Origin of the sequence: Streptomyces sp. NPDC057445, from assembly GCF_042802855.1 — a bacterium.
Lineage (GTDB): Bacteria > Actinomycetota > Actinomycetes > Streptomycetales > Streptomycetaceae > Streptomyces.
The window spans coordinates 841878-867694 of record NZ_JBHVDH010000001.1 but is presented as its reverse complement, the minus strand read 5'-3'; the positions used below and the strand labels follow the sequence as shown (position 1 = coordinate 867694).

General features: G+C 69.9%; 18 protein-coding genes. 9 read left to right on the top strand and 9 right to left on the bottom strand.

What is annotated here, in order from left to right; all coding sequences use genetic code 11:
- The 7 genes from speB to ACFU5O_RS03770 all read left to right on the top strand — a co-directional run bounded on the left by speB (position 1) and on the right by ACFU5O_RS03770 (position 10057).
- The gene (gene speB / locus ACFU5O_RS03800; RefSeq protein ID WP_384236407.1) at positions 1 to 990 is read left to right on the top strand and encodes an agmatinase; all 990 of its coding nucleotides are present in this window, start codon (positions 1 to 3) and stop codon (positions 988 to 990) included.
- The gene (locus ACFU5O_RS03795; protein ID WP_384235893.1) at positions 987 to 1130 is read left to right on the top strand and encodes a hypothetical protein; all 144 of its coding nucleotides are present in this window, start codon (positions 987 to 989) and stop codon (positions 1128 to 1130) included. Before speB ends, ACFU5O_RS03795 begins: the two co-directional genes overlap by 4 nt.
- Positions 1127 to 2866: a thiamine pyrophosphate-binding protein gene (locus tag ACFU5O_RS03790; RefSeq protein ID WP_384235890.1), complete on the top strand. Its 1740-nt coding sequence runs from the start codon at positions 1127 to 1129 to the stop codon at positions 2864 to 2866. The genes ACFU5O_RS03795 and ACFU5O_RS03790 overlap by 4 nt, the downstream gene beginning before the upstream one ends.
- Positions 2867 to 3005: 139 nt before the next feature.
- On the top strand, positions 3006 to 3950 hold the full coding sequence (locus tag ACFU5O_RS03785; protein ID WP_384235887.1) for a serine hydrolase: 945 nt from the start codon (positions 3006 to 3008) through the stop codon (positions 3948 to 3950).
- Positions 3951 to 4222: 272 nt separating this feature from the next.
- Entirely contained in the window at positions 4223 to 7948 is a 3726-nt protein-coding gene (locus ACFU5O_RS03780) for an ABC transporter ATP-binding protein (RefSeq protein ID WP_384235884.1), read from the top strand.
- A gap of 119 nt (positions 7949 to 8067) precedes the next feature.
- A complete protein-coding gene (locus ACFU5O_RS03775) occupies positions 8068 to 8448 on the top strand; it encodes a hypothetical protein (RefSeq protein ID WP_384235881.1) in 381 nt (126 codons plus the stop codon).
- Positions 8449 to 8620: 172 nt separating this feature from the next.
- Entirely contained in the window at positions 8621 to 10057 is a 1437-nt protein-coding gene (locus tag ACFU5O_RS03770) for a S28 family serine protease (RefSeq protein ID WP_384235879.1), read from the top strand.
- 130 nt (positions 10058 to 10187) lie between these two features.
- Here the strand turns inward: ACFU5O_RS03770 and ACFU5O_RS03765 are convergent, their stop codons facing one another.
- From ACFU5O_RS03765 to ACFU5O_RS03740, 6 genes are all read right to left on the bottom strand, one after another.
- Complete coding sequence (locus tag ACFU5O_RS03765) at positions 10188 to 10799, bottom strand: hypothetical protein (RefSeq protein ID WP_384235876.1); 612 nt, start codon at positions 10797 to 10799, stop codon at positions 10188 to 10190.
- Between the two features lie 121 nt (positions 10800 to 10920).
- The gene (locus ACFU5O_RS03760) at positions 10921 to 12741 is read right to left on the bottom strand and encodes a glycoside hydrolase family 3 protein (RefSeq protein WP_384235874.1); all 1821 of its coding nucleotides are present in this window, start codon (positions 12739 to 12741) and stop codon (positions 10921 to 10923) included.
- A gap of 687 nt (positions 12742 to 13428) precedes the next feature.
- Positions 13429 to 13884, bottom strand: coding sequence for a hypothetical protein (locus tag ACFU5O_RS03755; protein WP_384235871.1), 456 nt, complete (start codon positions 13882 to 13884; stop codon positions 13429 to 13431).
- Between the two features lie 188 nt (positions 13885 to 14072).
- The gene (locus tag ACFU5O_RS03750; protein WP_384235868.1) at positions 14073 to 14861 is read right to left on the bottom strand and encodes a sugar phosphate isomerase/epimerase family protein; all 789 of its coding nucleotides are present in this window, start codon (positions 14859 to 14861) and stop codon (positions 14073 to 14075) included.
- Positions 14858 to 15802: a GNAT family N-acetyltransferase gene (locus ACFU5O_RS03745; protein ID WP_384235864.1), complete on the bottom strand. Its 945-nt coding sequence runs from the start codon at positions 15800 to 15802 to the stop codon at positions 14858 to 14860. Before ACFU5O_RS03745 ends, ACFU5O_RS03750 begins: the two co-directional genes overlap by 4 nt.
- Before the next feature lie 234 nt (positions 15803 to 16036).
- On the bottom strand, positions 16037 to 17095 hold the full coding sequence (locus ACFU5O_RS03740) for a LacI family DNA-binding transcriptional regulator (protein WP_384235862.1): 1059 nt from the start codon (positions 17093 to 17095) through the stop codon (positions 16037 to 16039).
- Between the two features lie 598 nt (positions 17096 to 17693).
- On the opposite strand from ACFU5O_RS03740, the gene ACFU5O_RS03735 reads away from it, so the two are divergent.
- Both ACFU5O_RS03735 and ACFU5O_RS03730 read left to right on the top strand, forming a co-directional pair.
- Positions 17694 to 19922: an ATP-dependent RecD-like DNA helicase gene (locus ACFU5O_RS03735; RefSeq protein WP_384235859.1), complete on the top strand. Its 2229-nt coding sequence runs from the start codon at positions 17694 to 17696 to the stop codon at positions 19920 to 19922.
- A 167-nt stretch (positions 19923 to 20089) separates the two neighbouring features.
- Positions 20090 to 21379 carry a citrate synthase gene (locus ACFU5O_RS03730; protein WP_384235857.1) on the top strand — a complete coding sequence of 430 codons (1290 nt, stop codon included), beginning with the start codon at positions 20090 to 20092 and terminating at the stop codon, positions 21377 to 21379.
- A 487-nt stretch (positions 21380 to 21866) separates the two neighbouring features.
- On the opposite strand, the gene ACFU5O_RS03725 is transcribed toward ACFU5O_RS03730, so the two are convergent.
- The 3 genes from ACFU5O_RS03725 to ACFU5O_RS03715 form a co-directional block, all read right to left on the bottom strand.
- A complete protein-coding gene (locus tag ACFU5O_RS03725; RefSeq protein WP_384235855.1) occupies positions 21867 to 24320 on the bottom strand; it encodes a heavy metal translocating P-type ATPase in 2454 nt (817 codons plus the stop codon).
- 72 nt (positions 24321 to 24392) lie between these two features.
- The gene (locus ACFU5O_RS03720; RefSeq protein ID WP_384235854.1) at positions 24393 to 24707 is read right to left on the bottom strand and encodes a heavy-metal-associated domain-containing protein; all 315 of its coding nucleotides are present in this window, start codon (positions 24705 to 24707) and stop codon (positions 24393 to 24395) included.
- A gap of 225 nt (positions 24708 to 24932) precedes the next feature.
- Complete coding sequence (locus tag ACFU5O_RS03715; protein WP_384236406.1) at positions 24933 to 25637, bottom strand: TetR/AcrR family transcriptional regulator; 705 nt, start codon at positions 25635 to 25637, stop codon at positions 24933 to 24935.
- Positions 25638 to 25817 lie beyond the last annotated feature (180 nt).

Genomic DNA, 25817 nt, shown 5'->3' with positions numbered 1-25817 from the left:
ATGAGCAGCAACGAGACGCCGCGCGGCCCCATCGACTCGTCCCGCATCCCGCGGTACGCCGGACCCGCGACGTTCGCCCGGCTGCCGCGGCTCGACGAGGTCGGCACCACCGATGTCGCCGTCGTCGGCGTGCCCTTCGACGCCGGGGTCTCCTACCGCCCCGGCGCGCGCTTCGGCGGCAACGCCATCCGTGAGGCGTCGAGGCTCCTGCGCCCGTACAACCCGGCGCAGGACGCCTCGCCCTTCGCGCTCGCCCAGGTCGCGGACGCGGGCGACATCGCCGCCAACCCGTTCAACATCAACGAGGCCGTCGAGACCATCGAGGCCGCCGCCGACGACATCCTCGGCACCGGCGCCCGCATGATGACCCTCGGCGGCGACCACACCATCGCGCTGCCGCTGCTGCGCTCGATCGCCAAGAAGCACGGCCCGGTCGCGCTGCTCCACTTCGACGCGCATCTGGACACCTGGGACACGTACTTCGGCGCCGAGTACACCCACGGCACCCCGTTCCGCCGCGCCGTCGAGGAGGGCATCCTCGACACCGAGGCGCTCTCCCACGTCGGCATCCGCGGCCCGCTGTACGGCAAGCAGGACCTGACCGACGACGAGAAGATGGGCTTCGGCATCGTCACCTCGTCCGACGTCTACCGTCGCGGCGCCGACGAGGTCGCCGACCAGCTGCGCCAGCGCATCGGCGACCGCCCGCTCTACATCTCCATCGACATCGACTGCCTCGACCCGGCGCACGCCCCCGGCACCGGCACCCCCGAGGCCGGTGGCATGACCTCCCGCGAGCTGCTGGAGATCCTGCGCGGACTCGCCTCCTGCAACCTCGTCTCGGCGGACGTCGTCGAGGTCGCCCCGGCCTACGACCACGCCGAGATCACCTCGGTCGCGGCCTCCCACACCGCGTACGAGCTGACGACGATCATGGCCCGTCAGATCGCCGCGAACCGCGCCTCGGGCGCGGGGGAAGGCGTCGAGTGACCTCCGCCACTGCCGTTGTCGGCGCGTCCGGGCGCCTGCCGGCCGCGGACGGGCGCCGCCGCCCCGCCGCCCACGGTCAGGCGGCCGGAGCACCGGCGCCCGGGACGCAGACCGACCGCGACGCAGAGGACGCCAAGTGACCCACGACCACGACCTCGTACTGCGCCCGACCGCGCAGCAGACGGAGGCCGCGCTCAACCCGCCGGCCGGGCGCAACGGCGGCGACCTGGTCGTCGAAACCCTCCAGGGCCTCGGTGCCACCACCGTCTTCGGGCTGCCCGGCCAGCACGCGCTCGGCATGTTCGACGCGCTGCGGCGTTCCGACCTGGCCTACGTGGGCCTGCGGGTCGAGAACAACGCGGGCTTCGCCGCCGACGCCTACGGGCGGATCACCGGCCAGGTCGCACCGCTGCTGCTGTCGACCGGACCTGGCGCGCTGACCTCGCTCGCCGCGCTCCAGGAGGCGGCCGCCGCGTCCGCCCCGGTGCTGGCGATCTCCAGCCAGATCCCGTCAGCGGGCCTGGGCGGCGGGCGCCACGGTTACCTGCACGAACTGCGCGACCAGAAGGCGTCGTTCCGCGACATCGTGAAGTCCGTGCACACCGTCCGCACGGCTTCGCAGATCCCCTCGGCGATCGCCGCCGCCTGGGAGTCCGCGCTGAGTGCGCCGCACGGCCCGGTCTGGGTGGAGATCCCGCAGGACGTCCTGCTCGCCGGGACGGCCCTGCCGGTCGTCACGGCCATGGACGCCACCCCGCACGACCTGGTGCCGCGCCCCGAACTGACCGCTGTCGCCGCGCATCTGCTGCAGAACGCCGAGCGCCCGGCGATCATCGCGGGCGGCGGAGTCGTACGGTCCGACGCCACCGGAAAGCTGGTGGCGCTGGCCGAGAAGCTGGACGCGCCGGTCGTCACGACCTTCGGCGGAAAGGGCGCCTTCCCCTGGGAGCACCCGCTGTCGATGCAGTCCTGGCTGGAGGACCGGCACACCACCGACTTCCTGGAGGACGCCGACGTCCTGCTGGTCGTCGGCTCGGGCCTCGGTGAACTCTCCTCGAACTACCACACGTTCGCGCCCCGCGGCCGGGTGATCCAGATCGAGGCCGACCTCGGCAAGCTGGAGTCCAACCACGCCTGCCTGGGAATCCACGCCGACGCCCGCATCGCGCTCTCCGCCCTGCTCGAGACGGTCGGGGCGGGAGCGGTCTCCCTGGCTTCGCCGGGGGGACCCCCACCCGTGTCCGAAGGGCTACGGGCGACCGGTCCGTCGGCCGCCGAGCGGGTCTCCGCCCTGCTCGCGAAGGTACGGGAGCGGATCGCCGGCCAGGACCTCACCCTGGAGCAGGAGCTGCTCGCCGCGATCCGCGAGGCCCTGCCGGACGACTCGCCGAGCTTCTGGGACATGACCATCCTGGCCTACTGGGCCTGGTCCGCCTTCGACGCCCGGCACCCGAACACGATGCACTCCGCACAGGGAGCGGGCGGTCTCGGCTACGGCTTCCCCGCCGCGCTCGGTGCCGCGGCCGCGGACCGTACGAAGCCGGTGCTCGCTGTCTCCGGCGACGGCGGCGCGATGTACTCGATCGCGGAGCTGGCGACCGCGAAGCAGTACAACCTGCCCGTGACCTGGCTGATCGTGGACGACGGCGGCTACGGCATCCTTCGTGAGTACATGACGGACACCTTCGGTGAGGCGACCGCGACCGAGTTGTCCCGCCCGGACTTCGTCGCGCTCGCCGAGTCCTTCGGGGTGCCCGCGGTCCGTACGACGACGGAATCGCTGCGCGAGGACCTGGCCAAGTCCCTGGCCCAGCCCGGCCCTTCGGTGGTCGTGCTGCCCGCGCTGCTGAGGATGTTCGCGCCGACGCACCTCTGAGCGGGCCGGCGGCCGCCGGGTTTGCCGTACGGGCGTGGGCACTGTGACGTGACAGTGCTCCCGCCCGTACGACATTGCTCACTCCCTCACATTGCTCACTCCCGTACAACTTTTCGTCTGTCGATGAGTCTTCCGATGCGTGACTCACCACTCCATATCCCGCCGCCGCCGCGGACGCGGTGCGCTCGGTGTGGCCCTCGCCGTGGGAGTGCTCCTGCCGACAGCCCTGTCGGCGGCGCCAGCCTCCGCCGTGACCCCCACCGTGAGCTGTACCTCCGGCAAGGCCGGACTCGCCACCAAGCTGACGACGGACATCACCGCCGCGCTGCGGGGACGCTCGTCGACGACGGCGGTCGCCGTCTTCGACCGCACCACCAACACCCACTGCGAACTGCGCGCCACCCAGAAGTTCGACTCCGCGAGCGTCGTGAAGGCGACCGTGCTGGCGACGCTGCTGTGGGACGCGGGCAAACAGCAGCGGCGGCTGACCGACCGCGAGGTCGAGCTCACCACCGCCATGATCACCAAGTCCGACAACAACGCCACCACGGCGCTGTGGAACCAGCTCGGCGCCGCCAAGGTCAAGGCGTTCATGCAGATCGCCGGTATGACGATGACCGTCCCCGGCACGGGCGGCTACTGGGGGCTCACCCAGATCACCGCCCGTGACCAGCGCAAGCTGCTGGGCCTGGTCACCAACAAGAACGGTGTGCTCAGCGACAGCGCCCGCTCCTACATGCAGAGCCTGATGCGGCGCGTGGTCGCCTCGCAGCGCTGGGGCACCCCGGTCGGCGCGCCCACAGGCGTGACCGTCCACGTGAAGAACGGCTGGCTGTCGCGCGCCACACACGGCTGGCGGGTGCACAGCATCGGCGCCTTCACCGGCCCGGGCGCCAACTACTCGATCACCGTCCTCACCCACGACAACGCGACCATGAACGACGGCATCAACACCATCCAGGCCGTCGCACGTGCCGTGCACAAGGACCTCAACCCGACCGCGTCGACGCGCTCGGTCGTCACGCCCCCCGCGGTCCCGCACGAGTCCATGCCGGCGGTGCCGGAGCGCGGCCCGGCGTCCTAGCCGCCGCCGGGACGGATCCGGTCGGGTGCCGTTCGCACCGCACCGCACCGCACCGCACCGGCCTGGCCTGGCCCGGCCAGGCCCGGTCCGGTCCGGCCCGGCCCGGCTGACGGAGCCCTGGGATCCGCTCCCGGAGCCCTGGGATCCGGTTCCCGGGGTCCTAGGACCGGAGACCGTACTTTGTTGCGGCGGGATGAAATCCGCCCGCGCCCGCGTTGGTGCCTTCCGGCAGGTCAGGTCGGATTTCCGAATCCCGAGCCGGGAGGCACCAAGTGGCGGGGGCAGAACAGGGGTGGGCGCGGCGACTGGCCGGTTACGCCTGGCGGTACCGGCGGAACGTCGTGCTCGCGCTGGGGTCGTCGCTCGCCGGCATGGCGGTCATGGCCGTCGTCCCGCTGATCACCAAGGTCGTCATCGACGACGTCATCGGAAATCACACCAGGTCGCTGACCGTCTGGACCGGACTGCTGATCGCCGCGGCGGTCGTCGTCTATGTCCTGACGTACATCCGCCGCTACTACGGCGGCCGTCTGGCCCTCGACGTCCAGCACGACCTCCGTGCCGATATGTACAGGACGATCACCCGGCTCGACGGGCGGCGGCAGGACGAGCTGTCCACCGGTCAGGTCGTCGGCCGTGCCACCAGCGACCTCCAGCTCATCCAGGGCCTCCTCTTCATGCTCCCGATGACGATCGGGAACTTCCTCCTCTTCCTCATATCCCTCGGCGTCATGGCCTGGCTGTCCCTGCCGCTGACCCTGATCGCCGTCGCCGTCGCCCCCGCGCTCTGGTTCATCGCCAAGCGCAGCCGGGTGAAGCTCCACCCCGCCACCTGGTACGCCCAGCAGCAGGCCGCCGTCGTCGCCGGTGTGGTCGACGGGGCCGTGTCCGGTGTACGCGTCGTCAAGGGCTTCGGGCAGGAGGAACAGGAGGCCGGGAAGCTCAGGGACGTCGGCCGCAAGCTCTTCGCAGGCCGGCTCCGCACCATCCGGCTGAATGCCAGGTACACCCCCGCCCTCCAAGCCGTGCCCGCGCTCGGGCAGGTGGCGATGCTGGCGCTGGGCGGCTGGCTGGCCACCCGCGGACAGATCACCCTCGGTACGTTCGTCGCCTTCTCGGCGTACCTCGCGCAGCTGGTCGGACCGGTGCGGATGCTCGCCATGGTGCTGACCGTCGGCCAGCAGGCGCGCGCCGGTGTGGAGCGCGTCCTGGAGCTCATCGACACCGAGCCGACGATGAAGGACGGCACCAAGGTGCTCCCGGCCGATGCGCCGGCGACTGTCGAGTTCGACGACGTCAGCTTCTCGTACGGGGACGGGGAGGCCGCGCAGCCCGTCCTCGACGGCTTCTCGCTGGAGATCAGGCCCGGCGAGACCGTCGCGGTGGTCGGCTCCTCGGGCAGCGGCAAGTCCACCGTCTCGCTGCTGCTGCCGCGCTTCTACGACGTGACGCACGGCGCCGTACTCGTCGGCGGGCACGACGTGCGCCAGCTGACCATGGATTCACTGCGGTCCGCCATCGGTCTCGTACCCGAGGACAGCTTCCTCTTCTCCGACACCGTCCGCTCGAACATCGCCTACGCGAAGCCCGACGCGACGGACGAGGAGATCGTCGAGGCGGCTCGCACCGCGCAGGCGGACCGTTTCATCCGTGAGCTGCCCGGCGGCTACGACACCAAGGTCGGCGAGCACGGCCTCACCCTCTCCGGCGGCCAGCGCCAGCGGATCGCCCTCGCCAGGGCCATCCTCGCCGACCCCCGGCTGCTGCTCCTCGACGACGCCACGTCCGCCGTCGACGCACGGGTCGAGCACGAGATCCACGAGGCACTGCGCGGCGTCATGACCGGACGAACCACCCTGCTGATCGCCCACCGCCGCTCCACGCTCGGGCTCGCCGACCGTATCGCCGTGCTCGACGGCGGCCGGCTCGCCGACATCGGCACCCACGACGAGCTGCAGGAACGTTCAGCTCTGTACCGGCGGCTGCTGACGGACCCGGACGAGCTGGGCGGTGTGTCGCCCGGGCACACCGTCCCCGTCGAGATCCCCGAGGACCGCACGCTCAGGGCAGAGATGGACGCGGAGTTCGACGCCGAGCGCGGCATCACGCCCCCGCTCTGGGTGCGCAAGGAGGAGGCCGAGGAGGACGCGGTCACCGGGGCCACGCCCGAGCTCCTCGCCCAGGTCGCGGCGCTTCCCCCGGCCGACGACACACCCCAGGTCGACGAGGCCCGGGCGGCGAGGGCCGAGGACTCGTACGGCCTGCGCCGACTGCTGCGCGGCTTCGGGACGCCGCTGCTGTTCAGCCTGCTGCTGGTCGCGGTCGACGCGGGGATGGGGCTGCTGCTGCCGGTGCTGATCCGGCACGGCATCGACGACGGAGTCGAGCGGGTCGCCCTGGGCGCCGTGTGGGCAGCGTCGTTCGTGGCGCTGGGCACGGTGGTGGTGCAGTGGGCGGCGCAGATCGGTGAGACCCGGATGACCGGACGCACCGGCGAACGCATCCTCTACGCGCTCAGGTTGAAGATCTTCGCGCAGCTGCAGCGGCTCGGGCTCGACTACTACGAGCGCGAGCTGACCGGCCGGATCATGACCCGGATGACGACGGACGTGGATGCCCTGTCCACCTTCCTGCAGACCGGACTGGTCACCGCCTTCGTCTCCGTCGTCACCTTCTTCGGGATCATGGTCGTGCTGGTCGTGATCGATGTGCAGCTCGCGCTGGTGGTCTTCGCGACCCTGCCGGTGCTGCTCGTCGGCACGTTCTTCTTCCGCCGCCGGTCGGTGAAGGCCTACGAACTGGCCCGTGAGCGGATCAGCGTCGTCAACGCCGATCTGCAGGAGTCGGTCAGCGGACTGCGGATCGTGCAGGCGTTCCGCCGCGAGGCCTCGGGCAACCGCCGGTTCGTGGAGCGCAGCGACAGCTACCGCGAGGCACGGGTGCGCGGACAGTGGCTGATCTCCGTGTACTTCCCGTTCGTCCAGCTGCTGTCCTCGGTCGCCGCCGCGGCCGTGCTGATCGTCGGCGCCGGCCGGATCGAGGCCGGCACGCTCACCACCGGCGCGCTGGTGGCGTATCTCCTCTACATCGATCTCTTCTTCGCCCCCGTGCAGCAGCTGTCGCAGGTCTTCGACGGCTATCAGCAGGCGACAGTCTCGCTCGGCCGTATCCAGGAGCTGCTGAGGGAGCCGACGTCCACGGCACAGGCGCGCAAGCCGCTCGATGTGCCGGCGCTGCGCGGCGAGATCGCCTTCGAGGAAGTGTCCTTCGCCTACGGGAGCGAGAGGGCAGACGCGGAAGGGACAGCACTGGCCGGCATCGACCTGCGGATCCCGGCCGGGCAGACGGTCGCGTTCGTCGGCGAGACCGGCGCGGGCAAGTCGACGCTGGTCAAGCTGGTGGCCCGGTTCTACGACCCCACGGGCGGACGGGTCACCGTGGACGGTTCCGATCTGCGCGACCTGGACCTCACCGCCTACCGTCACCGGCTCGGGGTCGTCCCGCAGGAGGCGTATCTCTTCTCCGGTACGGTCCGCGACGCGATCGCGTACGGACGCCCGGAAGCGACGGACGCCGAGGTCGAGGCGGCTGCACGTGCGGTCGGCGCCCACGACATGATCGCCACGCTCGACGGCGGCTACCTGCACGAGGTCGCCGAGCGCGGGCGCAATCTCTCGGCCGGGCAGCGCCAGCTCATCGCCCTGGCGCGGGCGGAGCTCGTCGACCCCGACGTGCTGCTGCTCGACGAGGCGACCGCGGCGCTGGACCTGGCCACCGAGGCACAGGTCAACCAGGCCACCGACCGGCTCACCGGCCGCCGTACCACGCTGGTCGTCGCCCACCGGCTGACCACGGCGGCCCGCGCCGACCGGGTCGTCGTGATGGCCCACGGACGTGTCGTCGAGGACGGTACGCACGAGGAGCTGCTGACGCGGGGCGGACGGTACGCCGAGCTGTGGCGCACCTTCATCGGCGAGGAGGCGCCCACTCCGGCCTGAGGCGCGCGGATTCGCGAGGGGCATGGTCGGCATGACCATGCCGAGGGGCCCGGACGGCAACCGTACGGGCCCCCGTTGCGTCGTACGTCAGTACGGCCTGGTGCGGGAGGGGAGCAAAAGTGTTCGAAAGACTACTGGTGCGCATACTCGCGGTGCTCACGGTGGTGGGCGCACTTTCACTGACAGGACCGGGCGTTCAGCGGGCGGATGCCGCTTCCGTGTGCTCCGGACGTCCGGTGAAGACCGTGCAGTTCGCGACGGGGGAGCTGCGCGTCTACAAGAGCCGCGCCTATGTGTGCGCTCTCACCGTCGCCAGGCAACCCGGTCCCCGGCGGGTCATGTCGGTGTCGCTCCAGCCGCGCGGCGGTCGTGCGGCCGTGGACAAGGGCCGGTTCACCCGGCAGGCGGGACCGGTGACCGTGCACGCGCTCCACCGCTGTGTCCGTGCCTCGGGCGCCGTCTCCGGGAAGCGCGGCTCGACCGGCTGGATCCTCTGCTGAGTCCGAGTCTGAGTCCGAGTCCGAGTCCGGGCCTCTGGGCTTCGGCGGGTGTACGGGCCTGAGTCGGAGCCGCTCCACAGCTGAATCCCGTGCGCTGCGCCAACTGGGTCTGGCGGTACGTGTGTTACCCCGCTAGGTTCACCGCGACCGTTGTGAACCAAGGGGAGGGTGCATGCGCAAGGCGCTGAGATGGCTGCTGTCGCTCGTCATGCTCGTAGGTATGGCAGGTGTGACGGCGAGCGCGGCCACCGCCGCGGGTCCGGCCTCCGGCCCGGGAGCGTCCCAGGACATCAAGGATCAGATCCTCGCGATCCCCGGGATGAGCCTGATCGAGGAGAAGCCGTACCCCGGCTACCGCTACTTCGTCCTGAACTACGCTCAGCCGGTCGACCACCGGCGGCCGTCCAAGGGCACGTTCCAGCAGCGCATCACGGTGCTGCACAAGGACACGGCCCGCCCGACCGTCTTCTACACCAGTGGTTACAGCGTGGGTACCAACCCCCGCCGCCGCGAGCCCACCCAGATCGTCGACGGCAACCAGGTCGATCTGGAGTACCGCTTCTTCACCCCTTCGCGGCCCGAGCCGGCCGACTGGTCCAAGCTGGACATCCGGCAGGCTGCCGCCGACCAGCACCGTGTCTTCACCGCGCTGAAGAAGATCTACAACAAGAAGTGGATCGCCACGGGCGGCTCCAAGGGCGGCATGACCGCCACGTACTACGAGCGCTTTTATCCCCGTGACATGGACGGCGTGGTCGCGTACGTCGCGCCCAACGACGTGAAGAACAACGAGGACTCGGCGTACGACCGGTTCCTCGGGCGCGTCGGCACCAAGGAGTGCCGCGACAAGCTGAACGCGGTGCAGCGCGAGGCGCTTCTCCGTCGCAAGCCGCTCGAGGCCCGCTACACCCAGTACGCGGCCGACAACGGCTACACGTACAGGACCATCGGTTCGCTCGACAGGGCCTTCGAGGCTGTCGTCCTCGACTACACCTGGGCCTTCTGGCAGTACAGCCTGCTGGACGACTGCGCATCGATCCCGGCCGCGGCCACCGCTTCCGACCAGGAGATCTGGGACAGCATCGATGCGATCTCCGGCTTCTCCTTCTACACCGACCAGGGCCTGGAGCCGTACACGCCGTACTACTACCAGGCAGGCACCGAGCTGGGATCGCCCGACATCGAGCAGTCGCACCTCAGGGGCCTGAGCCGCTACGGCTACCAGCCGCCGCGGAACTTCGTGCCGCGGGACATCCCCATGCGCTTCAAGCCCTGGGCGATGGGCGACGTGGACCGCTGGGTCCGGCACCACGCCGAGCAGATGCTGTTCGTCTACGGCCAGAACGACCCGTGGGGCGCGGAGCCGTTCCGCCTCGGCAAGGGGGCGCGTGACAGTTATGTCTTCACCGCCCCGGGCGGCAACCACGGTGCCAATGTGGCGGGGCTGAACCCCGAGCAGAAGGCGAAGGCCACCGCCCGCATTCTCGAGTGGGCGGGCGTTGCCCCGGCCGCGGTGCAGGACGACCCGTCGAAGGCCAAGCGGCTGACGAAGCCCGACGCGAAGCTCGACAAGCAGGAGATCGAGCGGGAGCCGACGCTGCGTCCGTAGTTCCGCGTTCCGTGGTTCGTGGTTCGTGGTTCGTGGTTCCGTTCTTGTAGTTCCGGGGACTGCCGGCACGGCCCGTGCCGTGCCGGCAGACCCCACGGGGGTTGCGTCGGTCCGACCGCGTGGCACGGTGTCACATGCGGCGGGCGCAGCCCACCGGTCGTTCCCCCTCCAGTTGTACGTAGAGGTCGGTCGACGTGGGGCACTGCGCCCGCTTCTGCACCGCCGATCCCACCTCGAACTCGGGCCGCCGCTCGCCCGAACCGTCGCACGCGGTCTCCTTCACCTGCCCTTTCCGCGAGGTGAAGACGCAGTCGCCGACGACGGTGTGCGGACCGCCACCTCCGCCCGGATCACCTGGATGCGGCGCCTCCAGATTGCGCATGCAGGCGTAGCCCCGCGGCACCACCCCGTCGCCGTCCTCGTCGACCGACGGCCGTCTCTCCGAGATGTGGAGGACGAAGTCGGTCGCGGCGGGGCAGGCGGGCCCGTCGGCCTGACGCCCCTCGTAGCGCACGATGACGCGGGCCGACGCCTTCTCGCTGGTGCAGGACACCTCGCGGACATCGCTGCCGCCCCGGCCGCTGCAGTCACCGGGGCCCAGGAACACCGCCCCGTATGCGGACGGCGTCCCGCTTCCTGCCTCCCCGGATCCTTTCGCTTCCGGGCCATCGCGCCCCGGTGACTGCTGGCAGCCGATGACGAGCACGCACACCACCCCGACGCCCAGCCGCCGCAAACGCATGTATGACCCCCGATCGGTCCGTCAAGCGTGACCGGGGGAGCGGTGGCACGCCAGCGAAGCCGTGGGTATTCCGCCGTGTGGGTGTGGCGCGCCGGTAGCGCGGCGTACGCCTCGCTACGCCTTAATACGTCAGCCCGTACCCCACCGGATACAGCACTTGGGTCGGGTCGTCCGCTCGCGGGACGGGCACCGGCAGCCTGCCCTCCGGTTCGGCGCGGCCCGCGATCACCCGGACGGCAGCACGCAGTTCGACGTCGGTCCAGCTGTACGAGGCCAGCGAGGCCGCGAATCCGGTGCCGGTGAGCTGCGCGATGTCGTACGGATTGCGGATGGCGACCGTGACCACGGGCACGCCGCTCGCGGCGAGCCGGGAGACGAGCGTGCGCTGCGGGCTGGTCGTTGTGACGTTGTAAGTGCCCACGACGACCACGTCCTTGCCGGCTGCGGCGGCCACCGCCTCGTCGATCTTCGTCGGCGTCGGGGTGATGCCGGTGGACCACGCCGTGGCGGCGAAGCCCAGTTCGGTGAATGCCTTGGCGAGGGTGGTGGTGGGCGGGCCGGTCGTGCCGGAAGGGGAGGCCGGGTCGGCGCCGACCACCAGGACGTTTCCGTGGCGGCGGGGGGAGAGCGGCAGAAGACCGTTCCCGTTGAACAGGAGGGTGGTGGTCTCCTCTGCGATCCGGTCGGCGGCCATCAGATGGGACCTGGTGCCGACAGTGCGGTCCACGCCGCTGTGCGTGACGAACGGACCGCGGAACAGGCCCAGCTTCCACTTCAGGAGAAGGATGCGCAGGATCGATTCCTCGATGCGCTGTTCGGTCAGCTCCCCGTTCCTGACGGCCTGGAGGACGGCGTTCCAGGCGACACTGAGGTTCGGCGGGTTGAGCAACTGGTCGCAGCCCGCCTTCAGAGCGAGGACCGGCACACGGTCGTCGCCGTACTTCTGCCGCACGCCCGCCATGTCGAGCGCGTCGGTGACGACCACTCCGTCGTAACCGAGTTGCTCACGCAGGATGCCGGTGAGAATGGGGCGGGACAGCGTCGCGGGGTCCTCACTCGGGTCGAGCGCGGGAACGACGATGTGCGCGGTCATGATCGAGCCGATCCCGGCGGCGATCGCCGCACGGAACGGCGGCGCGTCCAGCTCGCTCCACTGCTCGCGCGTGTGGTGAATGGTGGGCAGGGAGTAGTGGCTGTCGCTCTTGGTGTCACCGTGCCCCGGGAAGTGCTTGGCCGTCGAGGCGATGCCCGCGCTCCGGTAACCCCGCACCTGGGCGACGACGAGCCCTGCCACCGACTCCGGGTCGGAGCCGAACGAGCGGACGCCGATGACGGGGTTGGCCGGATTCACGTTCACATCGGCGACGGGCGCGTAGTTCTGTGTGATGCCCATCGCGGCGAGCTCGGCCCCCGCGATCCGAGCGGCTTCGCGGGCATCGGACCGGGAACCGCCCGCACCCAGTGCCATCGCCCCCGGCATGAGCGTCGCGGGTTTGCCGACGCGGGCGACGATGCCGTGCTCCTGATCGGTGGAGACGAGCAGCGGGATGGGCGTGGGCTGGGCGAGGCCGGCCTGCTGGATGCCGTTGGAGAGATCGGCGATCTGGTGCGGGTCGCGGGTGTTGTGGGCCCAGGCGAAGTAGATGATTCCGCCGACGTGGTAACGCTCGATCAGCTCTGTGGCGGTCCGGACGCCGATCTCCTTGACGTTGGCGTCGATATCGGCCTGATCGGGCGCGGTGGCGGAGTGCCCGTACACCCGCATGACGAAGAGCTGTCCGACCTTCTCTTCCAGGCTCATCCGGGAGATGAGTTCTCCGAGACGGTCACGGGTCTCGGCGGAGGCCGTCGTCGCGGGGAGGGCGACGGTCGCGGCTCCGGCGGCGGTCGCGGCAGCGGCGGCGAGAAGGGTACGTCTGGAGGGTGCGGTCCGGTCCGGCACGGGTGCTCCTTCCTTGAAGGAAACTTCCAAGGAGCCACGGATATCCGGAAAGTAACTGCCAGTCAAGAGGTCTGACCGGCAAGGGCGCGCCGGATCGGGCGGTCGGCAAGGTGGCGGGTGAGGGCTGGCGGGGCGAGCGGCGGCTGCGGGACGGTGTGCAGGTGGGCGAGGTGGACCGGGTGAGCCGCCACCGGCGCCAGGGAGGGGAGGCGCCGGTGGCGGTGTGTGCTGCCGGCCGCAGGCGGCTGAAGAGGGGAGTCAGCGATCGCGGCCAGCAGCGAGAGCCGACACCGCTCTGCGGAGACTCACCGACAGGACGGCGCTTGGACGCCGCCGGCTCCCCGCGGGTTCCCCAAGTTGCGGAGATTCCAGTGATTCATTGCCAATGGGGCGGGTGCGGTCGAAGTGGTGGTGTTTGTGGGCACCTCCGTCCGGGCCTCTTGCGCGGCTCAGTTGATGGGTGGCGTTGTCTCGTGCGGCGTGCGTGCGGACTGCGTGCGGCGTGCGTCGCGGTGACTGGCATGGGCCGCGCAGTCCGTGCGTCGGAGCCCGGAGCGTCGCGGGGCCTGCATCGTGAGTCCGCGTGCCGCGTGCCGCGTGCCGCGTGCCGCGAGCCCGGTGGCCGTATGAGGCCCGTGCATCGCGCGGGGTGGCCCGACGGCCCGTCGAACACACGCGTCCTGCCCGTCAGCGCCACTCCTCCACGTCCATGAGCGTGCCGGCCGACAGGTCAGGGTGCCCCCAGTAGTCGCCGACCTGTGTCGCAACCACGAGTACGGGCAGTCCGTCCGTGCCGAGATGCGCCGTGTAGAAGCCGAACACCCAGGACGGCTCCGCGACAAGGTCCCGCGGCGGCCTGAGCCGTACGAGTTCCGTTCCGTCGGCTTCGTACACGACCGCGTTGTCCGTGGGTGTGTACGGCGTGTCGTCGAGTGCCTCGACGACCAGGATCCTGCCGTCCCACGCCAGCGCGGCCTGGGTGGGCTGTGCGTATTGCTTCTCCACGGTCCGTCCGTCGTCCGTCCAGCGCACGACCCGGTCGCCATGGCTCCAGCCGATCACTGCGGGCTCGCGGCGGAATGCCCGGTGACTCCGCGCGCCCTGCGGGCCATGTGCGTACTGGTCCTGTGGATCCTGGCTCACGGGGAATCTCCATGGGTCGCCGATGAGAACCAGCGCCAACCAGCCTACTCACCTCCCGACAGCGGGTTCTTTCAGCGCTACTCCCGTGAACCGCGGAGAAATCCGCGCTGATGCCACCTGGCGCCGTCCGGCGAGGTTGGGGGCATGCGCCCCACCCGTATCGCGGCCCTCCTTGCCGGCGGAGGCGCTCACCTCGTTGGTGCGGACATCGACTGCAGGTGCTCCCGCCCCGGTATCAGCAGCCCGGCCAGGTCCGGCACCTCCGGGTGCCAGCGTTTCTCGTACTCCCAGCAGACCCAGCCGTCCTCACCCGTGAGGGCCAGGCACTCGGCGAGGGGCAGCACGCCGGAGCCCAGGAGCAGCGGGGTGAGGTCCTGCGGGGAGGCGACGTCCTTGACCTGGACGTAGCCGAGGAACGGCGAGAGGGCGGCATGGGTCGCGACGGGGGGTTCGTCCTCCAGCCACGGGTACAGGACGTCCCACAGCGCGCCTGCGTGCAGATGGCCGACCGTGCCCAGGACACGGGACACCGCCGCACCCGTGCGGTGCGAGTCGTGGGTCTCCAGCAGAATGCGCACGCCCAGATCCGCCGCCGTCTCAGCTGCCGCGGCCAGGCGGCGTGCGGCCGTGGCATCCGCGGAATCCTGGTCCTGGTCGCCGCCTCCCGGGAAGACCCGTATGTACGGGGCGCCCAGGTCCTTGGCCAGCCGCAGCAGCCCGTCGAGGTCCTGGTGTACGGCCTCGTCATCGCCCGCCGCTGCCATTCGCACGTACCCGGCGACCGTCAGGATCTCCACGCCCGCCCGGTCGAACTCCGCGACCACCGCGGCCCGCTCACGCGTGCCGATGCCCGGGTGGACCGGCTCCTCGGCGTCGGCCCGCAGTTCCACGCCGTGGTAGCCGGTCGCGGCGGCGAGGGCCGCCACCTCGGGAACGGGCATGCCGGGGACGCCGAGCGTGGAGAACGCGAGCTTCACGGCAGTGATCCTTCCTGGAGGGGAAGCCGCCAGTCCTGGCCGACCAGATCGGCTCCGTACGAGCGGTGAGGCTCCTCTGCGACCAGAGTGAAGCCGGCGCGTTGATAGATCTTGCGGGCCGTGGTGAGCACGTCGTTGGTCCACAGCACCAGTTCCCGGTAGCCGACTCCGCGGGCGAAGTCCACGACGGCGCCCACCAGCCGGTCCCCCAGGCCATGGCCACGTGCCTCCGGCTCGACCAGGAGCAGCCTCAGCCGGGCGGTGGCCGGTGCCTCGTCCCGTACACACATCACAGAACCGACCGGGCGTCCGTCGAGCTCCGCTATCCACACCCGCTCCAGATGCGGGTCGTGGTCCTGGGCGAAGTCCGCGACTATGCGGGCGACCAGGCCTTCGAAGTCGGTGTTCCAGCCGTACTCCGCCGCATAGACCGCGCCGTGCCGCTGGACCATCCAGCCCAGTTCGCCGGGGATCGGGTCGCGCAGCACGGGCCCTCCGTGGTGGCGGTCCTGGTCCGGGCGGGCCTCGCCCAATATGCACCGCACCGTGCGCATCGCCTCCGTCAGACGGGGGTGATCGGCCTCCGGCACGGCGGACAACAGCTTGCCGACTGCATCCCGCGACCGCTCGTCCAGCAGCGCGGTCGCCTCGCGCCCTCGCTGAGTGAGCGTGATGCGCTGGCGTCGCGAGTCGATGTCGGAGGGCGCTCGCTCGACCAGACCGTCGCGTTCGAACTTGCCGAGCAGCCTGCTCAGATACCCCGCGTCCAGGGACAGCTCCACCCGGAGGTCCGCCGCATCCGTGCGCGGGGCGTGTGCCAGCTCGTACAGCACGCGCGACTCGGTCAGTGTGTACGGCGTGTACAGGTGCTTGCTGTAGTCGAGGGCACCGATGAGGTTCGTATAGAAACGGTTGAAAGCGCGGATCTCGTGAATGGCCATGATCCACCCCGACCTTTCCTTTGACTGAGTCAAGGCTAGGTTCGGGCGAGGACTCGGGACAAGGCCTGTGGAAAACTCGCTGAAGGCCCTCCGGGGCAGGCTGCTTCACGCCCTGGCCCGCACCCGGCCCGAGCGCGTTCCACGTCCCTGTGCGGGCCTAGACCGGCGGCGTCGGTCCAGGGCGGCCCGAGGCCGGCCTTGCGCCCCGGCGTCGTCTGCGGCCACTCCGACCGCTCACCTCCCTTTCGGCGGTGCCGTCGACGCCCGGGCCATCAGCTCGGCGCCGATCGTCGCGGTGCCGCCGGGCGGCGGTGCCTCCTTCCCCATGGCCAGGCGGCCGGCCCGTACCCCTGCTTCGTGCAGCGGCAGCCGTACTGTCGTGAGGGCCGGGGCTGCGTCCACCGAGAACGGCAGGTCGTCGAAACCGGCCACCGAGACGTCCTCCGGAATGCGCAGGCCCCGGTCGCGAAGCGCGGCGCAGGCACCCAGTGCCACCGTGTCGTTGGCGGCGGCGATCGCCGTCAGTCCCGGGTCGCGGCGCAGCAGCTCCAGCGTGGCGTCGTAGCCCGAGCGGCGCTCGTACGAAGCGTGCACGGTGATGTGCTCCTGGTCCTCATGGATCCCCGCGGCGGTCAGTGCCGCCCTGTGGCCTTCGAGGCGGTGCCTGGTCGTCGTCCGTTCCTCCGGGCCCGCGATGTACCCGATCCGCCGGTGCCCGAGCGTGATCAGGTGCTCGGTGAGCCGCTGCCCGCCGCCCCGGTTGTCGAAGGTGAGCGTCGCCGTGACCGACCCGCCCGGCACGGGCGGCCTGCCGCAGAGCACCACCGCGGTCCCCGTGTCGGAGAGTTTCGTCAGCTTGGCCGACATCGCGGCGATGTGGTCCGGGTCCTCCAGCGCGCCTCCCGTGAGGACGACCGCCGCTGCCCGCTGCCTCTGGAGCAGGGTGAGATAGGTCAGTTCGCGCTCCGCCGAGCCGCCCGTGTTGCAGACGACCGCCAGTTTCTCGCCGCCCGCCCGTCCGGAAGCGCCTTCGCCGATGGCTGTCTGGGCCGCGCCTGCCATGATCCCGAAGAAGGGGTCGGCGATGTCGTTGACCAGGATCCCGACCAGGTCGGACGTGGCTGCGGCGAGAGAGCTGGCCGGGCCGTTGAGCACGTAGTCGAGCTCGTCGACAGCGCGGAGCACGCGCTCCCGAGTCGTCGCCGCCACAGGGTAGTTGCCGTTCAGGACCCGGGAGACGGTCGCCGGTGACACCCGGGCGCGGGTCGCCACATCCGCCAGCGTGACTGTCATCGTTCCTCCGGGGGAGATCGGGCCGACGCTCGCCGGACCACTTTGCGCAGGCTAGCGTCATAGCGCACAGGAAGCCCTTGCTGTCACTGTTTCGCTGCTGTATCGAAGAATCGCGGAGAACGAGGAAGCCGGATCCGGTCGTTCCAACTCGTCGGCCGGACCACGCCCTTGTCGGCAGGAGCGCTCAGCGGCCGCAGGCGGCCGGGTGACGCTGCGATCCCCCACTCACAAGCCCTCCGCCCACCTGCTCCGTGCAGAGCGGACGCGCGCTCTCGTGGAGACGGGCTTCCCCGAGCTCGGTGCGTGCGTCCGGGGGGAGTGGGTCATCGCTCATGGTGCAAAAGTGAAGAAGGCCTGCTATGTCGGCATTCTAGGATTCCGCAAAAATAACTGCCCGCAATCGTGCAACCCTTCTGGGGTGAGGCGAGTCGTACTTGGCGTCAGGGCTCCCGGGGAGGGATCTGGGGGGATCGGGGAGCTCTGCCGGAGGGGGGAGTGAACGGGGCCCGGTCATGTGACCGGGCCCCTTGAACTGTCCGGGTCGTGGAGTTTTCCCCAGGCGTGACGGGCTGTCCGACCCGGACGGTAGCGTCGGATCATGTCCAATCTGGCAGTGGTCGAAGGGGTCCTGGAACGGATCACCTACGCCAACGAGGAGAACGGGTACACGGTCGCCCGTGTCGACACCGGCCGCGGCGCCGGTGAACTCCTCACGGTGGTCGGTTCGCTCCTCGGTGCCCAGCCGGGTGAATCGCTGCGCATGGAAGGACGCTGGGGCTCCCACCCCCAGTACGGCAAGCAGTTCACCGTCGAGAACTACACGACGGTCCTCCCCGCCACCGTCCAGGGCATTCGCCGCTACCTCGGCTCCGGCCTCATCAAGGGCATCGGTCCCAGAATCGCCGAGCGGATCGTCGACCACTTCGGGGCGGACACGCTCGACATCATCGAGCAGCAGCCGAAGAAGCTCATCGAGGTCCCCGGCCTCGGCCCCAAGCGGACGAAGATGATCGGCGCCGCCTGGGAGGAGCAGAAGGCCATCAAGGAAGTCATGGTCTTCCTCCAAGGGGTGGGCGTCTCCACGTCCATCGCCGTGCGGATCTACAAGAAGTACGGGGATGCCTCGATCTCCGTGGTGAAGAACCAGCCCTACCGCCTCGCGGCGGATGTATGGGGCATCGGGTTCCTCACCGCCGACCGGATCGCTCAGGCCGTGGGCATTCCGCACGACAGTCCGGACCGGGTCAAGGCCGGGCTGCAGTACGCCCTCTCGCAGTCCACGGACCAGGGCCACTGCTTCCTGCCCCAGGAGCGGCTCATCGCCGACTCCGTGAAGCTGCTCCAGGTCGACACAGGGCTGGTCATCGACTGCCTCGCCGATCTGGCGGCGGAGGAGGAGGGAGTCGTACGGCAGCAGGTCCCGGACCCGGAAGGCGGGGATCCGGTCACCGCGGTCTATCTGGTGCCCTTCCACCGGGCCGAGCTGTCCCTCTCCGCCCAGCTGATCCGCCTGCTGCGCACGGACGAGGACCGCATGGCGGCCTTCCAGGACGTGGCCTGGGACAAAGCACTGGCCTGGCTCGCGGACCGTACGGGGGCGGAGCTGGCCCCCGAGCAGCAGGAGGCCGTGCGACTCGCGCTCACCCGGAAGGTGGCCGTCCTCACCGGCGGGCCGGGCTGTGGCAAGTCCTTCACGGTCCGCTCGATCGTCGAGCTCGCCCGCGCCAAGAAGGCCAAGGTGGTGCTCGCCGCTCCCACGGGGCGCGCGGCGAAGCGACTCGCCGAGCTCACCGGAGCCGAGGCGTCCACCGTCCACCGGCTGCTGGAGCTCAAGCCGGGCGGCGACGCGGCGTACGACCGCGACCGGCCCCTCGACGCCGACCTGGTCGTCGTCGACGAGGCGTCCATGCTGGATCTGCTCCTGGCCAACAAGCTGGTGAAGGCCGTCGCCCCCGGTGCGCATCTGCTGCTGGTCGGAGACGTGGACCAGCTGCCGAGCGTCGGCGCGGGGGAGGTCCTGCGGGACCTCCTGGCAGACTCCGGGCCGGTGCCGAGCGTACGGCTGACCCAGATCTTCCGGCAGGCCCAGCAGTCCGGGGTGGTGACCAACGCCCACCGCATCAATTCCGGGACGCAGCCCCTCACCCAGGGCCTCGACGATTTCTTCCTCTTCGTGGAGGACGACACCGAGGAGGCGGGCCGGCTCACGGTGGACGTAGCGGCTCGGCGCATCCCCGCACGGTTCGGCCTCGATCCGCGCCGCGATGTACAGGTGCTCGCTCCCATGCACCGCGGGCCGGCCGGCGCGGGCACGCTCAACGGCCTGCTGCAGCAGGCCATCACCCCCGCCCGCCCGGATCTGCCGGAGAAGCGGCTGGGCGGAAGAGTGTTCCGCGTGGGCGACAAGGTCACTCAGATTCGCAACAATTACGAGAAGGGCAAGAACGGAGTCTTCAACGGCACGGTCGGCGTGGTGACCTCACTCAATCTGGTCGATCAGCGGCTGACGGTGCTGACGGACGAGGACGAGGAGGTGCCCTACGACTTCGACGAGCTGGACGAGCTCGCGCACGCGTACGCCGTGACGATCCACCGTTCCCAGGGCAGTGAGTATCCGGCAGTCGTGATTCCGGTCACCACCGGCGCCTGGATGATGCTCCAGCGGAATCTGCTCTACACAGCGGTCACACGTGCCAAGAAACTCGTCGTGCTCGTCGGTTCCCGCAAGGCCATAGGGCAGGCCGTGCGCACCGTCTCCGCAGGCAGGCGTTTTACCGCACTCGATCACCGGCTGACAGGTGAGGCGCTCGTGGGAAGGATCACCTAAGGCTTCCGGAACCGGGGCGAAGGGGGCAGGATGAGCAGGTTGACGGCACTGAGTGCCGCCAATTGGCCCAATGGTCGACCCCGAGTGCACTCTCCTCAGCCAAATGGGGGATGGTAGAGACAGTCAGGGCACCTCGAAGAAGAGGCACTACGTCGGTGAGGGATGACGTGAGCGACAACTCTGTAGTACTGCGGTACGCGGACGGTGAATACACCTACCCGGTGGTCGAGAGCACCGTCGGCGACAAGGGCTTCGACATCGGGAAGCTCCGGGCGCAGACCGGTCTGGTGACCCTGGACAGTGGATACGGCAACACGGCCGCCTACAAGTCCGCGATCACCTACCTCGACGGCGAGCGGGGCATCCTGCGCTACCGCGGCTACCCGATCGAGCAGCTGGCCGAGCGCTCCACCTTTGTCGAGGTGGCGTACCTGCTGATCAACGGTGAGCTCCCGACGGTCGACGAACTGGCCACCTTCCGTGGCGAAATCACCCAGCACACGCTGCTGCACGAGGACGTCAAGCGGTTCTTCGACGGCTTCCCGCGCGACGCCCATCCGATGGCCATGCTGTCCTCCGTGGTCAGCGCGCTGTCGACGTTCTACCAGGACAGCCACAACCCCTTCGACGAGAACCAGCGCAACATCTCGACGATCCGGCTGCTGGCCAAGCTGCCGACCATCGCGGCGTACGCGTACAAGAAGTCGATCGGCCACCCCTTCGTCTACCCGCGCAACGACCTCGGCTACGTCGAGAACTTCCTGCGGATGACCTTCTCGGTCCCGGCGCAGGAGTACGAGCTCGACCCGGTCGTCGTCGCCGCGCTCGACAAGCTCCTCATCCTGCACGCGGACCACGAGCAGAACTGCTCGACCTCCACCGTGCGCCTGGTGGGCTCCTCGCAGGCCAACATGTTCGCCTCGATCTCGGCCGGTATCTCCGCTCTCTGGGGTCCGCTGCACGGCGGCGCCAACCAGTCGGTGCTGGAGATGCTCGAGGGCATCCAGGCCAACGGCGGGGATGTCGACTCCTTCATCCGCAAGGTGAAGAACAAGGAGGACGGCGTCCGGCTGATGGGCTTCGGCCACCGCGTGTACAAGAGCTTCGACCCGCGCGCCAAGATCATCAAGGCTGCCGCGCACGACGTTCTCTCGGCCCTCGGCAAGTCCGACGAGCTGCTCGACATCGCGCTGAAGCTCGAGGAGCACGCGCTCTCCGACGACTACTTCGTCTCGCGCAACCTCTACCCGAACGTGGACTTCTACACCGGTCTCATCTACCGGGCCATGGGCTTCCCCACCGAGATGTTCACCGTGCTCTTCGCGCTCGGCCGGCTTCCCGGCTGGATCGCCCAGTGGCACGAGATGATCAAGGAGCCGGGTTCCCGTATCGGCCGCCCGCGCCAGATCTACACCGGTGAGGTCCTGCGCGACTTCGTTCCGGTCGAGGCCCGCTGACGCCTGCGAGGGGTCCGGGGGCTCTTCCCCCGGACCGGCGAGGCCGTGCGTGACGTCACCCCGGCCGAGTCCTGCTCACGAGGTCGTTGCGACCTGCAGGCCGCCGAGACCTGCCCGGAGCATTGGGGTACTGCCCCTCCCCGGAAGCACATAGCGAGAAGCGCCCCGCTGCCGATCCCCCCACGGGTCGGCAAGCGGGGCGCTTCCCATATCCCCGGTGCGGATTCCCCCCACGGGATCCGGCCCGGGCGTCTGCTGGTACCCAGCAGAAGCTCTTCGCGCGGTCTGCCGGGGTACGTATGTCGGGAGGGCCGCTCAAAGCTCCCCGGTCTACGTGCCCCGGCCAACGCTTGCCTGGGACGTCCCCCAAGACATCCCATGAACGTCCCCCAAGACGTTCTGGCATCGCCCACTTAGACTCGCGAAGAGCCCGAATGGTTACCCACAAATATCTGTGATCTGAATCTCTTTGTGAAGGTCCTGTGTATCACGTGAAGGATCGCAGACGAAGGCTGTTGCTGACCACGAAAACGGATGAGAAAGCCATGGCGAATCCGGCGATCATGGGATTGAGCAGTCCGGCGGCGGCCAGCGGCAGGGCGGCGACGTTGTAACCGAAGGCCCAGAAGAGGTTGCCCCTGATGGTGGCGAGGGTCCGCCGGGAGAGCCGGATGGCGTCGGCGGCGACCATCAGATCGCCCCGCACCAGCGTGAGATCCGCTGCCTCGATGGCGGCGTCCGTGCCGGTGCCCATGGCCAGTCCGAGGTCGGCGGTGGCCAGGGCGGCCGCGTCGTTCACCCCGTCGCCGACCATCGCGACCGTCCGGCCCTCCGACTGAAGCCGCCGGACCAGGGCCACCTTGTCCTGAGGCAGTACTTCGGCGTACACCTCGTCGATACCGACCTCCGCCGCGACCGACTCGGCGACCGCCCGGTCGTCGCCCGTCAGCAGGACCGGCTTCATCCCCAGCGCCCGCAACCGTGCGACCGCCTCCGCGCTGGTGTCCTTGACCCCGTCCGCCACGGTCAGCACGCCGCGGGCCTTGCCGTCCCAGGCGACGGCGACGGCGGTACGCCCGGAGACCGCGGCGAGCTCATGCGGCGGCTCCACGCCGGCGTCCACGAGGAGGCGGGCGCGGCCCACGAGTACGGCGTGGCCCTCGACCGTGCCGCGGACTCCGAGGCCGGGTACGTTCTCGAAGGCCTCGGGCGAAGGGAGCCTACCCAGCGTGGCCACGGCGCCTTCCGCGACGGCGCGGGCGACAGGATGCTCGGACGCGTGCTCCAGGGCACCCGCGATCCGCAGCAGTTCCTCCTCCGTGGTGGGGCCCGTGACGTACACGTTCTGCAGGCGCATCCGGCCGGTGGTGACCGTTCCGGTCTTGTCGAGGACGACCGTGTCGACCGTCCGGGTCGACTCCAGGACCTCGGGGCCCTTGATGAGAATCCCCAGCTGCGCGCCTCGTCCCGTACCGACCATGAGAGCGGTGGGAGTGGCCAGGCCGAGTGCACAGGGGCAGGCGATGATCAGCACGGCCACGGCCGCGGTGAAGGCGGCCGTCGGATCGTCCGTGACCAGGAGCCAGGTGACCAGGGTGCCTAGGGCGAGCAGCAGTACGGCCGGGACGAAGACGGCCGAGATGTGGTCCGCAAGACGCTGCACCTGTGCCTTGCCGTCCTGGGCCTCCTCGACCATCCGGGCCATCCTGGCCAGCTGGGTGTCGGCGCCTACCCGGGTGGCTTCCACGACGAGTCGTCCCGCGGTGTTGACGGTCGCGCCCGTGACGCTGTCGCCGGTGATCACGTCCACCGGAACGGACTCACCTGTCAGCATCGACGCGTCGACGGCCGACGTGCCCTCGACGACGGTGCCGTCGGTGGCGATCTTCTCCCCCGGACGTACGACGAAGCGGTCGCCGACGAGCAGCCGGGAGGCGGGTATGCGTTCCTCCGTACCGTTCCTGAGTACGGCGACGTCCTTGGCCCCCAGTTCCAGCATGGCGCGTAGCGCGGCTCCGGCCTTCCGCTTGGCGCGTGCCTCCAGATAGCGGCCGAGGAGGAGGAACGTGACGACACCCGCAGCCACCTCGAGGTAGATGGCCGACGTGCCGTCGGCGCCGCCGGCCGACGGGTTGATCGTGAGGTCGAATCCATGGCGCATGCCCGGCATCCCCGCATGCCCGAAGAACAGCGCCCAGAGAGACCAGCCGAAGGCGGCGAGGGTGCCCAGGGAGACGAGGGTGTCCATGGTGGCCGCGCCGTGGCGCAGATTGGTCCATGCCGCCCGATGGAAGGGCATGCCGCCCCAGACGACGACGGGCGCGGCGAGGGTGAGGGAGAGCCACTGCCAGTTCTCGAACTGGAGGGCGGGAACCATGCCCATCAGGACGACAGGCACCGCGAGCAGCGCTGAGACCTGCAGCCGCTCACGCATGGCGGCGAGGGCGTGCTCAGAACCGGCCCGGAGCGGAGTGCCGTTCGCTCCGGGGGCCGAAGGGGCCTCGGGTGCGGTGCGCTGAGCTTCGGGGGCCGAAAGGGCCTCGGGTGCTGTGCCCGGGTCACCGGCGGGGCGGAGCTCGCCGGTGGCGGTCGTGGGCGCGGTCACCGGTACTTCCGCCGGCGACGCCTGGGCCGGCACGGTGTCCACGCCTGTGGGGCCGGCAGTGGAGGCGGCGGAAGCCCGAGCGGCGGGGGGCAGGCTCAGAGGCGTGGCGGTGTAGCCGGTCTTCTCCACCACGGCGATCAGGTCGGGCACGTCCGTGCTCTCGCCGAAGGAGACGCGGGCCTTTTCCGTCGCGTAGTTCACCGTGGCGGTGACGCCGTTCATGCGGTTGAGCTTCTTCTCGACCCTGGCCGCACACGAGGCACAGGTCATCCCGCCGATGAGGAGTTCGATCCGGGACGTGCCCGCTTCCGGGGTATCGCTTGCGATGTTGCTCATGTGACGTGGCTCCAGGCGCAGGGCCGGGCCCACCGCCATGACGGTTCGGCCCGGCCGGAAGCAGGATGAGGGTCAGGCCCGGCCGACCAGCTCATAGCCGGCCTCGTCGACGGCGGCCCGCACTGCGGACTCGTCGAGCGGAGCGTCGGAGATCACGGTGACCTGGCCGGTGGACGCCACCGCCTTGACCGACGTCACGCCGAGGATCTCGGAGATCTCGCTCGAAACGGCACCCTCGCAGTGGCCGCAGGTCATGCCCTTCACCTCGTAGACCGTGGTGAGGCTGCCCGGCCCGTCGGCCGCCGCGCCGCCGCCGTGGCAGGAACCGGAGGGTGAGCAGCAGGAGCCGGCGGCCTCGAGGGATTCGGTCTTCGTCTCGGCGGTCATGTCGTTCTCCTCTTCGAGGTCGTGTCGCGGTTCGCGAACACTTCGTGCAATGGAGGCGTTGGTGCATCACAGGAGTCCTGGGGATGCCGGGGCCTCCTGACCTTCACCAGGTTATACCCCTAGGGGGTATGGATGCGAGCTCTTGGGGCCGTCCTGCGGCTCGTGTTCCAGGAAAGTGCCGCAGTCATCGGCGTGGGGTCGCGCCGCTCGACGCCTCGGCGTCGGTCACGGACGCCGGGTCGCACCCCTCGACACCTCGGCGTACAGCGGTGCCAGATATCGGTACACGATGGTCTTCAGCTCGGTGATGAACGCCTCCCGCTCCTCGCCCTCGTGGGCCAGGATCAGCTCCAGCCCTGACTTGACCACGGCGAACACCATGCTCGCCGTCCGGTTGAGCTCTGCCGGCCGTGCCGTCGGGAGAAGCTCGCCGAGTATCTGCTCGACCCGGATGAGCAGCGCGGAGTGCACGGCGTCGTGCTCCTCGCTGATCCGGCCGGGGATCTCGGAGCCGTGCATGAGAACGGCGAAGGCGGGGTTCTCGCAGTTGAACGTGATCAGCGGGTCGAGGACCGAGTCCAGCAGTCGGTCCAGAGGCAGCGTGGTGTCGAGCATGTCGAAGACCGCGCCGTGGGACTCGCGCCAGCGCTGCAGCAGCTGCCCGCCGAGTTCGACCGCGATGGCTTCCTTGTTGGGGAAGAACTGGTAAAGCGTGCCGGGGGAAACGCCTGCCTCGCGGGCGATGGCGTTGGTGCTGGCAGCGGTGTAGCCGCAGCGGCAGAAGACGCCCGCTGCGGCCTCCAGCAACTGCGCGATACGGCGCTCTCCGCGGGCCTGCCGGCGGCGCGGCTGTGCCGACCTGGCAGGTGACTCTGCCGGCGCTCCGGTCGGGCCCTGTTCCGGCGCCCTGGCCTCCGGCCCGATCGGCATGGTGGTCGATGTCCTGGCTCGTGCCTGGGGCGACGTCCTGGCTCGTGCCCTGCCCGACGCCTTGGCCTGCTCCACGGCCGGGGGCTCCGTGGGTGTCACGGTCGGTGCCTCGGCCTCGGGTTTCTCTGGCATGTGAATCCCCGATCCCCAGTTCTCCGGTCGCGATTGACAAACACGAGT